The following is a 14,682-nucleotide window of genomic DNA, read 5'->3' on the forward strand; positions in this document are numbered from 1 at the left end:
TTGCCAGATAGCGGAGACGATCTTGCCAGGTGTCCCAGCATGAACCAGCCGACCGACCGACCGACGGTCAGCGTCATCGTCGCCTGCTTCAACGCCGCCGGGTATCTGCGAGCGTCGGTGCGGTCGGCGCTGGACCAGTCGCTGCGCGAGATTGAGGTAATCATTATCGATGACGGCTCGACCGACGACAGCGCGTCGATCGCACGGGAGCTGGCCGCCGCCGATCGCCGTGTCCGCCTTCACCTGATGGAGCGCAATGGCGGCCCTGCCGCGGCGCGCAATCGAGGATTCGATCTGGCCCGCGGGCGCTTCGTCGCAATTCTCGACAGCGACGACCTCTATCATCCCGAACGGTTGAAGCGGCTCGTGACGATCTGCGACGCCGTCGATGCCGATATGATCGCCGACGACATGATCATTTTCGACGACGAGAACCGCAGCGCGCCTACCTTTTTCTTCCGGTATGGCAGGGCCGCGAACGGCGCCTGGGTGACGCTGGCCGGCTATTTCCGGGAAAGCGTGCTGTATGGCCGACACCCCAATCTGGGTTTCCTGAAACCGCTGATCCGGCTCGATCTCATCCGGGACCATGGCATCCGCTATGACGAAAGCCTGCGGATCGCCGAGGATGACGAACTCGTGATCCAGCTGCTGCGCGCCGGCGCACGCTATCGTACGGTCGCCGAGGCCGGCTATTTCTACCGCAAACATGGCTCGTCGACCTCGCACCGCCTCTCGCTGGTGAACGTCGAGGCGATGGTGATGGCGGGCGCGCGGCTGGCCGCCGACCTACGTGACGCGCCAGCCGACATCCGCAACGCGCTCGCCCGGCGCAACCGCGCTCTGCGCAACACGCGAGACTTCACCCTGAGCGTCCAAGCGCTGAAGGCACGTCGCCCGGGCCGCGCTGCCGCGCTGGCGATCAGCCGCCCCGGCCTTCTCCCCCTGTTCGGGATGCCGGTCGCATCGAAGGTGAAAAGACTTTTCAGCCGCAGCGGCACCGAGACAATCAATGCAGGCCCGCCCCGGGCCTGCGTCATCAGCAACCAGCGGCTGGTCGGCGCGACCAACGGCAGCTCGGCCTATCTGATCGACCTCGCGCGCTCGACGCGGGCGGCGGGACACGAGCCGCACCTGGTGCAGCCATCCCCCGCCCTGTTCGGACGGACGCCCTTCTTCCGGCTCCGTCCGGAGATGAAGGTGTTCGCATCGCACAAAGTACATGGAGCGATGCGTATCGGCGACTGGATGGTTGCGCGCGATCCAAGGGTCTGGGGCAAGGCTGCCATCGGCATCGTCCGGCGCATGGCGCGCAGGTTCGGTGTCGAAGCGCGCTGGACAATAGATCGTCCCGCCCCCTATGCGATCACCGCTCCCTGGACCAAGGCCGATCAACTCTTTGTCACCGCCCACGCCCGTCCGAACGCCGATATCGTCATCGCCGATTATATGTTCCTGGCGCGCGCCTTGCCTTATGTTGCGCGTCCGAATGCGCCCAGCGCAATCGTGATGCACGACCTGTTCCACGCGCGATCAGGCGGCTTTGCAGCGACCGGCGACCGCGACAGCGTTGCGGGCATCAGCCGCGATGGCGAACTGGCCCTGCTCGGCAAGGCCGATGCGGTGATCGCGATCCAGGCCGCCGAAGCGGACTTCATCACACGCGCCCTGCCCGACCGCATGGTGATCCTGGCGCCGATGGCCGCGCAGCCCGTCGACGCGCCGCAGCCCGGCGATGCTGGCCGCCTGCTGTTCGTCGGCAGCAACACCGCACCCAATGTCCACGGCCTGCGCTGGTTTATCGACCAGGTCTGGCCGCAGTTGCGCGCCGCACGGCCCGAACTGCGGCTGGATGTCGCCGGATCGGTGGCGGCCGCCTTCCCTCAGGCGGCACCAGGCGTGATCTTTCACGGCATGGTTGATGATCTGGCGGTGCTCTACCGCGACGCCGGAGTCGTCATCTCGCCGCTGCTTCACGGTTCGGGCCTCAAGATCAAGCTCATCGAGGCATTGGCACATGGCAAGGCGGTAGTAGCCACCGGCGTGACGCTGCAGGGCGTCGAAGACACCGCCAGTCATGCCGTCCTCCGGGCCGATAACGCGGACGATTTCGCCCGTGCCATTCTCGGCCTGACTGCCAACGACGCGCCGCGCGCCGCGCTCGCCGCCCAGGCGATCGAGGCAGCCCGAGTGCATTTTTCGCCCGCTATATGTTATCAATCATTTCGGGACTGGCTCGCCGGAACACCTGGCCGGCAACCACCCCATAGTAACGAGGAAGCAAGATTATGCGCCTGACGATCATCGGAACGGGATATGTCGGAATCGTCTCGGCTGCCTGCTTCTCCGAGTTCGGCCATGTCGTAACCTGCGTCGACATCGACGAGAAACGCATCGCCGAATATAATGCCGGGCGCGTACCGATCTTCGAGCCGGGGCTTCAGGATCTCATCCGCCGCAACGTGAAGGGCGAGCGCCTTTCCTTCACCACCGATCTCGCCGAGGGCGTGAAAGGCGCCGAGGCAGTGTTCATCGCCGTAGGTACGCCGTCGCGGCGCGGCGACGGCCATGCCGATCTCAGCTATGTGTTCGCCGCCGCGCGCGACCTGGCGACGGTCTGCGACGAGGGCTGCGTGATCGTCAACAAGTCGACCGTCCCGGTCGGCACTGCGAGCGAAGTCGAGGCGATCATCGCGGAGGTCGCTCCGGGCAAGCAGTTGCACGTCGCATCCAACCCGGAATTCCTGCGCGAAGGCTCCGCGATCGAGGATTTCCAACGCCCTGACCGCGTGGTCGTCGGCGTGTCGAGCGACTATGCCAAGCGCGTGCTCGCCGCGATTTATCGGCCGCTGTTCCTGCGCGAGACCCCGCTGCTGTTCACCGATTGCCGCACCGCCGAACTCATCAAATATGCCGCCAATGCCTTCCTGTCGGTAAAGATCGCCTTCATCAACGAGATCGCCGACCTGTGTGAATCGGTTGGGGCGGATGTGAAGGGCGTGGCCAAGGGCATCGGCATGGATCGGCGCATCGGCAACAAGTTCTTGAATCCCGGTCCCGGCTATGGCGGGTCCTGTTTCCCGAAGGACACGCTGGCGCTGCTCCGCACCGCCGAGCAGGCGAATGCCAAGCTGCGGATCGTCGATGCGACCGTGGAGGCGAATGACGAACGCAAGAAGGAAATGGCCCGCCGGGTTGTCACCGCCTGCGGCGGAAGCGTCGAGGGCAAGACGATCGCGGTGCTGGGTCTAACTTTCAAGCCGAATACCGACGACATGCGCGACGCACCGAGTCTGGTCGTCATTCCCGAACTACAGGCGGCGGGCGCTCTGGTCCGTGCCTATGATCCCGAGGGCCGCTCGGCCGCCGAAGCGATGCTGGACGGTGTCGAGTTCGTCGACAATGCTTATCGCGCCGTCGATGGGGCTGCCGCGGTAGTGCTGATGACTGAGTGGAACGAGTTCCGCGCCCTAAACCTGCCACGCATCCGCGAGTTGCTCGCCGAACCGCTCTTCATCGATCTGCGCAATGTCTACGAGGTCGATGAGATGGCCAAAGCCGGCTTCCATTATCTGTCGATCGGACGTGGCCCGGTCCTGCCGATGGAGCAATTGCGCCGGTCGGCAGAGGTCATCGCCTGAACCTATCGCCGATCGGCGAAACGCCAGACGCGGATATGGTCGATCTCCATTCGCGCGGGCATTACCGTCGATGCATCGGGGTCACCCGGCCATTTGCCCCCGATTGCCAGATTGGCGATCATGTACATCGGCTTTGAGGCGTCGGCGGAGGTCGGGATGGACGCAGTCTTGACCCCGTCGATATAGTAATCGAGCGTCTCCGGCGTCCACAGCACCGCGTAGAGATGGAACCGGTCGTTCGTCCCGGCCATCGTGACCTTGCGGGTCACCGGCTTGTGCAGCTTCGAATGGAGGCTCTGGAACGCGGTGTTAGGCTTGTCGCCATGCGCCTCGATCACGTCGATCTCAGGCGGCCATCCGCCCCCTGCGGGCAGTAACCAGAAGGCGGGCCAGATGCCCTTGCCGCCGGTCCAGCGCGCACGGATTTCGAAATAGCCATAGGTCTGCTGGAAGCTGCATTTGGTAGTGATCAGCCCCGAACTATAGCGGACCTGGCCTAGGGCGCTGCGGCGAATATTAGCGGGCTGCCGGTCCAGCGCCTCGCGCAGCCGGGCTTGGACAAGGGGCTCGAGTGGCCGGGCGGTGATGCTGAGTATGCCGTTGCGCAACGAGAAGGGCTGCACCCCCGCACCGAGAAACTCGGGATCGAAATAGATCTGCCGCTCGCGATTTCCATACAAGCTGCGGTTGGCGATGGTGCCGGGCTTACCACAACCTTTGAACGCGTGTCGCCAGACATCGGGTCGCAGCCGGTTGCCATTGAACTCTTCGCTGAAACTCGGCTGCATAGCGCGCCCCGCAGGCGGGCCGGAACGTATCGCCGAGTCGGCTCCTGCACTGCCGATTGCGCCAGCCGCAATCGCGAGAAAGGTAAATGCAACGATTGACGACGAAAATCTGGCCACGGTCCACTCCATTATTGCAATGCAACACAGGGAATCAGCAGTTGTTCCCATATCTGTGGAGATTACGACCAGATGAACGAAGTGCTTTTCGAGACCTGCAAAAAGAACGCTTGAGACGAAATGTCCCAATTCAGCGATAAGCCGTTATTTCCAAGAATAATAATTTGCCGTTCGTCGCAAAAAAATGGGAACAAAATCCAAGAACGGTGAAATGTGCCGAACACGCGGTGAATATGGCGCAATTCCGCGATTAGCTGCGCTGTGCAATTGACCATGCTCATGGTGCATTGCAAAGTAATTGACGGGGGAACATCGAAACTCGCTGCGTGAGCGGGTTTAGGGAGATTCTCATGCTTCGTTCGACGATGCACCTTCGGTTGCAGCCTAGTAATGATGTGGCTGGCGCACCGCTGCGTCCCGACGAGATCATCGATGATGTGTCGGCAGGTGCCACAAGTCAATTGGCCACGCGCAAGAAGGGCTTATCCTTTCACATCGCCCGGGATACGCGGCGCGCATGCGAGTTCGCGGTGCTGGCGGCGTCGCTGATGTTCAGCGCATCGCTATTCCCGAACTGGATTATCTATCAGCCGAACAGCGTCTTTTGGGGAACCATGTTGTGGCTCGTCACCTATGCCGGGCTCTGCGCGGTTGGCCGGGATTCGCCACTCGACTGCATGACCGACCGACTGGCTCAGAAAATAGGCTATTGGCTGAAGGCCGCGGGCGCGATGATTGTCGTCGCCTTCCTGACCAAGGATAATCTCGAACTATCGCGGATGTGGATCGGCACCGGCATCATATCCGGCTGCCTGGTGATCTTCGTGGTCATGGCGTTGTCGGAACAGCTGTCTGCCTCACTCCACCGCAGTGGTGCGTTGGGCGACAGGCTCGCGATCTACGGCACCAACGGGCGGATCGAGCATCTGCTCAACATTCTCCAGAACAACGACCGCCGCTTCCAGATCGACAGCGTCTATGGCGAGGCCGAGGGAGTCGACGTCTCGGCGCCCGACCAGATCAACGTACGCTGCGGCCTCGACGATCTGATCGCGCGCGCGCGCGCCGGCCATGTGGACGCAATTCTGCTCAACCTTCCCTGGAGCGACCAGGGCGTGATCGAGCATGTCGTCCGGCGGCTCGAAGAAGTTAATGTCGATGTGATGATAGTCCCATCCGAGCTCCAGCTCGCGCGACGGACGATGCGGATCGAACGCTGCGGCCCCTTCGCCACCATCGCGCTCTATCAGCGACCGATGCAGGGCCTTGGCGCATTGGTGAAGATCGCGATCGACCGTAGCGTCGCCGCCCTCGCGCTGCTTTTCTTCGGCCCGCTCATGCTGTGCTGCGCCCTCGCTATCTGGATCGAATCGCCTGGGCCGGTCCTCTTCCGCCAGAAGCGCCGAGGCATGAACAACGAGCCTTTCACGATGTTCAAGTTCCGCAGCATGCATATGGCGGCGACCGACCAGAACGCCGACCGGCTTGTGACGCGCGGTGATGCCCGCGTCACACGCGTGGGCAGCTTTCTACGCCGCTCCAGCCTCGACGAGCTGCCACAGCTGATCAACATCCTGCGCGGCGATATGTCACTCGTTGGCCCCCGTCCGCATGCCTATGGCGCGAAGGCGGCGGACCGGCTCTATGAAGAAGTGGTCGCCCGCTATCCGGCCCGACACCGGGTGCTGCCCGGGCTGACCGGCCTCGCTCAGGTCCGCGGCTTCCGCGGCAACACGCTGCGCGAAGAGGACATTATCCGCCGGATCGACAGCGATCTCGAATATATCGAACGCTGGTCGATCTCGCTCGACCTGATCATCATCGCACGGACGGCGATCACCCTGTTCTTCCACCGACAGGCTTATTGATCGGCGGGGACCGCCCAGCCCGAACGGGAAAGGCTACCGACCATGACATCATTCAATTCCATGGCCCAAAAATGCTTCTGGAAATTCGTTTTCTTCCTCCTGCTGAGCATCGGCCTCCACGTGCCCGCGTCGGCGGACACCGAACCCGCCATACCGCCGACTGCGGAGGCCCCGGCTTATATCCTCGGCACCGGCGACAAGGTTCGCATCAGTGTGTTCGGCGAGCCCAAGCTGGACGGCGAATATGTCGTCAGCAGCACCGGAGTCGTCTCCTTCCCGCTGATCGGTAATATCCCGGCGCGCGGCCAGACGGTCGAAGCCATGCAGGAGGATATACGCTCGAAGCTGGCCGCCGGCTATCTCAAGGATCCGCGCGTTGCCGCGGAGGTGCTCAACTATCGACCCTTCTACATTTTAGGCGAGATCAACAAGCCGGGCGAATATCCCTTCGTCAATGGCATCACCGTGCAGCAGGCGGTCGCGATGGCCGGCGGCTTCAGTTATCGCGCCAACACCCGCCGCGTGTTCATTAAGCGCGCGCTCGACACGTCCGAACGTCCGATCGAGATCAAGAGTGTCGCGGTGGCGTTGATGCCGGGCGACACGATCCGCGTCGGAGAACGCTTCTTCTAAAAGGCGGGCGTTATGGCAACCACTCCAGTGGCGAGGCGATTGGCGGTTCCGGTCGACGCCGGCGACATCCGCGCCGCGAAGGGCTATGACCTGTTCTTCGGTTTTGCCGCGATCAGCCTGATGCTGTTCGTGCCGCAGCTGAAATCGCTGACCCCGCTGCTACTGCTCGCCTTGCTCGGGGCGCATGTGATCTGGCGGCGCGAGGATCTGCCCCGCCTGCTGACCGCCTCGGCCCCCTATCTGCTGCTTCCCGCGTTCGCGGTGGCTTCCTTCATGTGGTCGATCGATCCCGGCGCGACGCGCTATTATGGCTTCCAGTTTCTGATCACCGCGCTGATCGGCTGCATCATTGGCGCCGGGTTGGACCGAAAGGCGGCGACGCGCGGCGTGTTCCTGGCTTTCGTCATATATGGGACCGCCGCGATCGTCTTCGGTCGCAGCGTGACTTGGGGTGGGGGCGCAATGGGCAATTCAGCCTTTGCCGGCCTCGCCCAGGCCAAAAATACCGCAGGCGATTGCGCCGCTGTTGGCCTCATCCTGTCGATCACGATATTGATCGACTCGATCGAGGAGCGGAAACGGCTTTTCATCGCGCTGGCCATGCTCGGTCTGGTGGTCCAGCTGCAAGCGATGATCGCGGCACGGTCCGCCGGCGCCATTCTCGCCGCCGGCATCGCCCTGACATTGCTGATCCTCTGGAATTTCTCGCGACTTTTCCCGAAACCGGCGCGCGTCGTCACCGCGATCACCGCGATAATGACGATCGCCACGGCAGTGCTAACCCAGAAGATATGGCTGCAGCCGCTGGTAAATCAGCTTTCGCTGGCCATGGGTAAGGACAGCACCCTCACCGGTCGCGTCTATCTGTGGGATCGCGCTGCGGCGCTGATCAACGAACGTCCGCTGCTCGGGCTTGGCTACAACGCCTTCTGGCGAAAGGGAAACCTCGACGCTGAAGGCTTGTGGCGCCATGCCGGCATCACCTCTCGATCGGGCTTCAACTTCCACAGCACGCCCACCGAACTTCTCGTCCATCTCGGTATCATCGGCCTGATTCTGTTCGTGGGGGTCTTTGCGATCCTTGCGGTAACGCTGCTGCTGCGGACGATGATCCGGCCCAATGCGGCCATGATCGGCTGGTGCACGCTGCTCACCTACGAAATCGTGCGCATGCCATTCGAGTCGATCGGGACCGGGCCCTTCCACTACACCACCTCATTGATCGCGGCGGCGTTGGTGATCAGCATGGGATGGCTGAAGGGCGCAGTAGCGGAAACCGAACCGAGCCGCCCCCGCTTCTTCCGTGGCGAGCGTCAGCGCTTCGTGACGCAGAGGGCATATTGACCTGGCTGATACGCCCGGTCGTTCAATGAACCGGGTGTCGCGCGACATATCGGATTCGATCCGTGTCGCCCGCGTCCTCGGTATCCTCGGGCTGGTGATAATCCATGTCCCGCCCTGGCGGGTAGATCTAGGCGATCCGCCCCGCGCGATCGAAACATTCGATCTCATCTTCCTCTATTGTCAGGAACTGTTCGGCCGGGCCAGCGTGCCGCTGCTCAGCGTCATCTCGGGCTATCTGATGGTGCATCAGCACGGCGCGATCGACGCACTGCAACGGCTGAGCAAGAAAGCCCGCTCGCTGCTCGTGCCCCTCGTCGGCTGGAACGTGATCGCGGTCCTGCTCAGCGTGGCGCTGGCGCGGCATCTGCCCTTCTCCAGCATTGGCGAAGCGGCCAATGCCCTGTTCGCCCTGACGGCCGAACCCGCGATCCATCCGCTTTATTTCCTGCGCGACATCTTCCTCTGTGCCGTACTCTTTCCGCTTATCAGGCTGGCGGTCGAGCGAGCGCCGATCGCTTCGCTGACGCTGATAGCGATCCTGTCGCTGGCGGGCTGGACATGGCCTCTGTTCGTCGGGTCGGGGCCACTGCTGTTCTTCACCGCCGGCGTCGCAATCGCACTGGGCAAATTATCGGCCAAACCCGACCTGCGGCAGAAGCGGCTGATCATCGCCGCCGGGCTGCTCGCGCCGGCTTTCACCACTGCGGTCATGGTGCAGATGCTGCTCGATACGGCGGGCGCCGACTGGCTGAAGCTCGCCTTCGCCATGGGCCTTTTTCTGGAACGAATATGCGGCGCATGGTTCGTCTGGATCGTCGCGCGCTGGGTGCTACGGCAGCGGTGGAATCCGCTGATTCAGGCGATCGAGCCCTATATCTTCATCGTCTTCTGCTCGCATGTGCTGTGGCTTGGCTTGGCCTGGCGCCTGATCGAAGCCGCAGGCGTGACCTACCATCATCCGCTCTATCCGCTGTTTTTCGCCACAGCCCCATTCCAGGCGCTCGCCGCCGGACTAGCCATCGCGGCAGTCCTGCGACGGGTATCGCCTAGCCTGCTGGGTCTGCTGTGCGGCGGCCGTATCCCGCCGCGGACGGACTGGTCGGTCGCCTGCCGTCCAGCCTGACGATCAGCGCTTCAGGGTCAGGCCGACGAACACACGGTTGGAGCTGAAGCGGATCACATTGGTAGCCGAGCTTCGCTTCTCGTAGGCATAGCCGCCCCGCAACTCCATATAGCGGTTCATCAAATAGCGGACGCCGAGATTGGCCTCGACCTCCCTGCTCTTCGCGGTTGGGCCGGCCGGGCTGATCCGGGCATAGCGAACCCCGGCGGACAGGATGACGTAGCGCAGCAACTCGTGATCGACCTTACCGGTGAACTCGCTGCGCAGATTGCCCGCAGTCGTTTGGGAGCTGGTCTCGTCGACGCTGCGGTCGGCGGTCAGGCGGAAACTGGTCAGCGGGGTGACGTTCCATAAAATGTCCGCGCCATAGGAAAGCCCGCTGACATCGCGCAGCGCAGCGTCGTCATATTTCTGGCGGAGATAGCCGAGCCGGACATTGCCGTAGATCAGGCTGGTGAGCTCGACACCAAGCCCGGCCTCCGCGCGCAGTCCCTTGCCGCTGCGATCGGTCGAGGTGAAAGGATCGAAACCTGGATCGCCGGGACGAAGATCATATAATCGCCGCTCCGCCTGGGCGCGGACGAACGCCGTGGTTCCCGAGCGTAGCCGGTAGGATATCTGACCGGTCGCGGTCCTGACCTTCAGATTACGAAATTCGAGATCGATGACGTTGCCCAGCGGATCGACCGCGTCGTCATAGCTGATCCGTCGATATTCGCCGCGCCCGAGCAGGATGAAGTCGCCAACCTCCTGCTCGAGACCGAGCGACCCGGCGAAGCGGTCATATTTCACCGGAGTGCGCGATCCGGTGAAGCTCGACAGGCTCGCGCGGTTCTCGGCGTTATGTTCGAAGGCGGCGCCTGCGCGTATCCGCGTCCGGCGCGTGACATCGACGACCCCGCGGCCGGTGACGCCATATTCACTGGAGTCCTCGCCCGACAGCTTATTGTGAAAGCTGCGGCGGTAATAGACCCGCGTGTCGAACGCATGGCGGGAAAAGTCACTGCGTACCCGGACTTCGGGTTCGACATAGAAGACACTGTCACCGCGCTTCCCCGCGGAACTGGCAAGGACATTGTCGTCATATTCGAGCCGCCCGGTAATCGCCGGAAAAACCAGCAGCGAGCCCGTGCGGATGCCGAGCGCGTCGAAGGCCGGCCGCGCGCGATCGGCCACGCCGACATGGGGCGGGACCTCCTGAGCCTGGACAGCCTGGCTCAGGACCGTGCCCGAAAGCATGGCCAGAAACGCAGATACTCGCATGAAACCTCCTCTGATGGTTGTCGCCTGCCCCCAAACGGCCTTCCTCAGTTCTGATAGTAGCCCGAGAATTTCTTGTGATAGCCATAGACGTCGCTCTGCCCGGTGCTGGCGTATCGCCGAATGTCGACCTGGGTGAGCGCGAGGCCGGCGACATTGGCATTGGCGTCGAGGAGCAGCTCGATCGCGGTTTCGGCGGCGTTGATCGATGTCTTGCGCCAGCGGGTGATGACCAGCACGCTGTCGACCGCCGCCGCCACCGCGCGAGCATCGGCAACGCCGAGCACCGGAGCGGTATCGAGAACGATGAATTCGAACCGCTCCTTCAACTGCTTGATCAGCTTGTCGAGATTGCCCGGCGTCAGCGGATCGAAGGCGCTCGATGGGGATTCGGACGTGCCCAGCACATAGAGGCCGGTCGGTTCGTCCAGCACCAGCGCGTCGTCGAGCCGCGCTTCGCCCGTCAACACCTCGACCAGACCAGGGCCCGGTTCGCGGAGCAGCATCGTGCTGGTCCCGCGGCGGCGAAGGTCGCAATCGACAAGCACCGTACTCGTTCCCGCCAGCGCCGCCGTCCGCGCCAGACAGACCGAGGTGGTGGTTTTGCCTTCCTGCGGCAGCGGTGACGAGATCGCGAGCGCGCGCGCACGGCTGCGCAACGCGACGAAGGCGCGCAGGCTGCGGAAGGACTCGGCGAAGGAAGAAAAGGGGTGCGAGACGATATAATCATGCGGCGCCTCGGTCTCGCGCAGGCCGTTCAACGTCGAGCTCAGCGTCGGCACCGCGCCGGCATAGCGGACGCGCAGTCGGCGCTCGACGTCCGCTTTGGTCCGGACGCCCCGCTGGAGATATTCGGCGAGGGCCACGGCGACGAAGCCGCTGAACAGAGCCGCGAAAATGCCGAACAGCGCCGCGATCTGATAATTAGGCGAGTCCGGGAGAGCGGGCACGGCGCCGAAGGAGGCTATCCGGGCGTCGGGCTGTTGCAACCCTTCCTGTGCCGCCGTTTCCTTCGACCGGTTGAGGAAGGCTTCGTAGATCAGCTTGGTCGCCTCGGCGCGCCGTTCGAGCTCCATGTAGCCGACCTGTGCCGAACTGTTCGAGGCAAGCGAGCCCCGCGCCGACGACTGGCTGCCCTGCAGCGAGCCGAGCCGCGATGAGGCCACGCGCACTTCGGCCTCGAGGCTCGACAGAATACGGTCGATTTCCTGCTGAATCTGCGCGCGAATGTCGGCAAGCTGGCTCTTGGCGGTCTTCACCTCGGGATAGAGCGGGCCGTAACGCGATTCGAGCTGCGCGAGATTTTGGCTCGCTTCGGCCTCGCGAGCACGCAGGCCGCCGACAGTGCCCGAACTGAGCGATGCGCCGACATCGGCGCCCCCCCCGCCGCGCGACAGCTGCGCGCGCGCCGCGGACAGACGGCCCTGCTTCTCGGCGAGTTCGGCGCGGGCGAGTGAAATCTGCTGATTGAGCGCGGAGACTTCCTGCTCAGCCATCGTCGCGCCCTGCGCGCTCATCAAGCCGTTGCGGATCTTGTAATTCTGAAGCGCGGCGTCGGCCGCCCCGGCGGCTGCGCGCAGTTCGGTCAGACGGCGATTGAGCCACACATTGGCGGAGCGGGTCGCCCCAACCTTCGCGTCCTTCTGGCTGGCGACATATTGCCGGGCAAAGGTGTTGGCGATCGCGGCAGCCATGTCCGGATTGTCGGAACTGGCGGTGATGTCGATGACATAGGTCAGCCCGGCGCGCACCACCGCGACGCGGCGGAGCAGCGCCGCCGCGCTGCGTTCGAGCTGCGTCTCGGTGGCGATGGGCCCGATATCATAGCCCTGGCGGCTGAGATCCGTGGCCACGCGCATCGCCAGCGTGGGCGAGGTGATCATGCGAACTTCGGTGTCGACGATATCGCTGCCGGCGGGGAGATCGGGCACAACCGACTGCACCTTGATGACATCGTTCTTGCGCGGTTCGATCACGACACTGGTGGTGCTGGTATAGATCGGTACCATCGTCAGCGTGCGCAGCGCGACGAGGGCCAGGATCACGCCGACCACCCCAAGGAACAGCCAGAGGTGACGCCTGAACACCATCCACAGATGGCCCGGATCGGGCAGCAGGCCTTTCAGGCGGCCACCCTCCGGGCGGGCTTCGAGCGTGGGAAACTCCTGCACATGCTCTGTCATGACCGACTCTCAACCTCCAACTGATCCTTCGGGGCGCCCCCTCCCCTATTGCACTTCAAAATTATTCGACTGTGGCGTGTGCCACGCTCCGGCTGTATCCGTCGACGCATCGGCTCGTTTCGTCGCCTTGGCGAAAGCGAGCCAGCCGGCCGCCGACGAGCCTGCCGGCCTCCGCCAGGCTTTCACGCCCACCAGCGAAGACCGCCAGGAAGGCCCAGAAGCAGCCAAAGGCCAGAAATCCGCCGAGCATCAGGCCGGATAAGCCCGGCACGTCGCCCACTACCCGGTATAGATAGAGCGCGGCCAATGTGCCGCTCAGCGCGAGCGCGGAGGGCCAGACGATGTCCAGCAAATCACGGTGGCGAACCGGGCCCGAACGCCCGACCCACCACCACAGCGCCGGCATGCGGATCAGCACGTCGCTTAAAGCATAAGCAGCCGCGACGCCGATTGCGCCCCAAGGCAGTCCGATCGCGAAGGCTGCGACGCTGGTGATCATGTTGAATATGCCCCAGCGGGCGAAATCGCCGCCGCGCTTTTGGCTTATGAAGAGCCAGCCGAAAGTGGCGCTCATTGGCTGGTGCAGCGCCGCGATCGCCAGCCAGGTGAAGATCGTGGCTGCGGGCGCCCAGCGTTCCCCCATCAGCAGGGTGATCAGCGGGTGCGCGAACATCAGCATGAACGCGACGCCGGGCACGGTGAACAGAAGCATCAACCGCAGCGTCCGGCGATAGGCGTGGCGATACCGATGAGGCTCATCATTGAGCCTGGCCAGGACCGGCACCATCACACGGCCAATTGGATTGTTGATCTGCTGGAGCGGGAACAGCAACAGCTTGTAGGCCCGATCATATAAACCGAGCTGTACCGCCCCGGCCCAGCGGCCGATCATGATGTTGTCGAGATTGCGGGCGAAGAAATTGGTCAGGGTGAAGGTCGAGAGACCCGCGCCGAGCCGGAGCAGGTCGCGAACCTCGGCGAACGGCGCAGGGCGGCCTGGCATCCAGCGCGCCGTCGTCCAAGCCCCGATCAGCCCCACCACCATGGCCACCAATACGGATGCGACCAGCGCCCAGATGCCCGGCGCGACCAGCGCAATCGCGACCGCCGCCAGGAAACCCAACAAGGTCGAGGCGATGTCGATCAGCGCAGCCGTGCCGAAGCGCAACGATTTGGAAAGCCAAGCGAAATGCTGCGTTGCAAGGCCTGAGATGAGCACGGTACCCGCCAGCGCCAGCGCCGGTCCCACCAGCTCAGGCTGACCAAAAAACAAAGCGATCAGCGGCGCACACAGCGCGAACAGGAGCGCGAGCAGCAAAGACAGCGCCGCGTTGATCCAGAACATCGTGCTGGCCTGTTCATGGGTCAGCTCGCCGCTTGCGACGACCGCCTGCGAAAGACCGATATCCTGTAACATCATGACGAAAGCCGCGAGCGGCATCAGCATTGCGAACAGGCCGAAGTCCGAAGGTGCGAGGAGTCGTGCCAAAATTACGACAGATAGTAATTGAGTAAGGAACTTAATGACTTGAGCGCCGCCAATAGCCGCCGTTCCATGAACAGCGCTGCGACGGAGATTGTTAATCGGTTCGGCTGACCCCTTTACCGGCCCTGTCCGCATGGCAGTCCCCAACCTTCTGGTGAGTGTTTACTGCCCCCGTGAATCAGTTATATTCGCACTGCAGCATAACACCATCTTTTTTTAATCAGTGACCGTATTGTTCA

At 63.2% G+C, this 14,682-nt stretch carries 10 protein-coding genes; 6 read left to right on the top strand and 4 right to left on the bottom strand.

The window, feature by feature from the left end:
• The first annotated feature begins 39 nt into the window (after nucleotides 1-39).
• Nucleotides 40-2,298: a glycosyltransferase gene (locus tag WP12_RS23280; protein ID WP_052730139.1), complete on the top strand. Its 2,259-nt coding sequence runs from the start codon at nucleotides 40-42 to the stop codon at nucleotides 2,296-2,298.
• On the top strand, nucleotides 2,289-3,641 hold the full coding sequence (locus WP12_RS00850) for a UDP-glucose dehydrogenase family protein (RefSeq protein ID WP_046191867.1): 1,353 nt from the start codon (nucleotides 2,289-2,291) through the stop codon (nucleotides 3,639-3,641). Before WP12_RS23280 ends, WP12_RS00850 begins: the two co-directional genes overlap by 10 nt.
• Nucleotides 3,642-3,643: 2 nt before the next feature.
• On the opposite strand, the gene WP12_RS00855 is transcribed toward WP12_RS00850, so the two are convergent.
• Nucleotides 3,644-4,429, bottom strand: a complete 786-nt coding sequence (locus WP12_RS00855; RefSeq protein ID WP_046191868.1) for a glycoside hydrolase family 16 protein — start codon at nucleotides 4,427-4,429, stop codon at nucleotides 3,644-3,646.
• Between the two features lie 467 nt (nucleotides 4,430-4,896).
• Here WP12_RS00855 and WP12_RS00860 point away from each other — a divergent pair, with 467 nt between their 5' ends.
• From WP12_RS00860 to WP12_RS00875, 4 genes are read left to right on the top strand one after another with little or no spacing between them, the layout of a single operon-like run.
• A complete protein-coding gene (locus WP12_RS00860; RefSeq protein ID WP_046191869.1) occupies nucleotides 4,897-6,414 on the top strand; it encodes an exopolysaccharide biosynthesis polyprenyl glycosylphosphotransferase in 1,518 nt (505 codons plus the stop codon).
• 42 nt (nucleotides 6,415-6,456) lie between these two features.
• Nucleotides 6,457-7,047, top strand: a complete 591-nt coding sequence (locus tag WP12_RS00865) for a polysaccharide biosynthesis/export family protein (protein WP_046191870.1) — start codon at nucleotides 6,457-6,459, stop codon at nucleotides 7,045-7,047.
• 12 nt (nucleotides 7,048-7,059) lie between these two features.
• The gene (locus WP12_RS00870; protein WP_046191871.1) at nucleotides 7,060-8,391 is read left to right on the top strand and encodes an O-antigen ligase family protein; all 1,332 of its coding nucleotides are present in this window, start codon (nucleotides 7,060-7,062) and stop codon (nucleotides 8,389-8,391) included.
• Nucleotides 8,392-8,416: 25 nt separating this feature from the next.
• Nucleotides 8,417-9,514 (top strand): acyltransferase family protein, encoded by a 1,098-nt coding sequence (locus tag WP12_RS00875; protein ID WP_046191872.1) that lies wholly within the window; start codon nucleotides 8,417-8,419, stop codon nucleotides 9,512-9,514.
• A 3-nt stretch (nucleotides 9,515-9,517) separates the two neighbouring features.
• Here WP12_RS00875 and WP12_RS00880 read toward each other — a convergent pair whose 3' ends face one another.
• The 3 genes from WP12_RS00880 to WP12_RS00890 all read right to left on the bottom strand — a co-directional run bounded on the left by WP12_RS00880 (nucleotide 9,518) and on the right by WP12_RS00890 (nucleotide 14,578).
• Nucleotides 9,518-10,777 (bottom strand): outer membrane beta-barrel protein, encoded by a 1,260-nt coding sequence (locus WP12_RS00880; RefSeq protein WP_046191873.1) that lies wholly within the window; start codon nucleotides 10,775-10,777, stop codon nucleotides 9,518-9,520.
• Between the two features lie 44 nt (nucleotides 10,778-10,821).
• Entirely contained in the window at nucleotides 10,822-12,957 is a 2,136-nt protein-coding gene (locus WP12_RS00885; RefSeq protein WP_052730140.1) for a GumC family protein, read from the bottom strand.
• Nucleotides 12,958-13,018: 61 nt separating this feature from the next.
• Nucleotides 13,019-14,578 carry a lipopolysaccharide biosynthesis protein gene (locus WP12_RS00890; protein ID WP_084690902.1) on the bottom strand — a complete coding sequence of 520 codons (1,560 nt, stop codon included), beginning with the start codon at nucleotides 14,576-14,578 and terminating at the stop codon, nucleotides 13,019-13,021.
• Nucleotides 14,579-14,682 lie beyond the last annotated feature (104 nt).

The organism is Sphingomonas sp. SRS2, from assembly GCF_000971055.1.
Lineage (GTDB): Bacteria > Pseudomonadota > Alphaproteobacteria > Sphingomonadales > Sphingomonadaceae > Rhizorhabdus.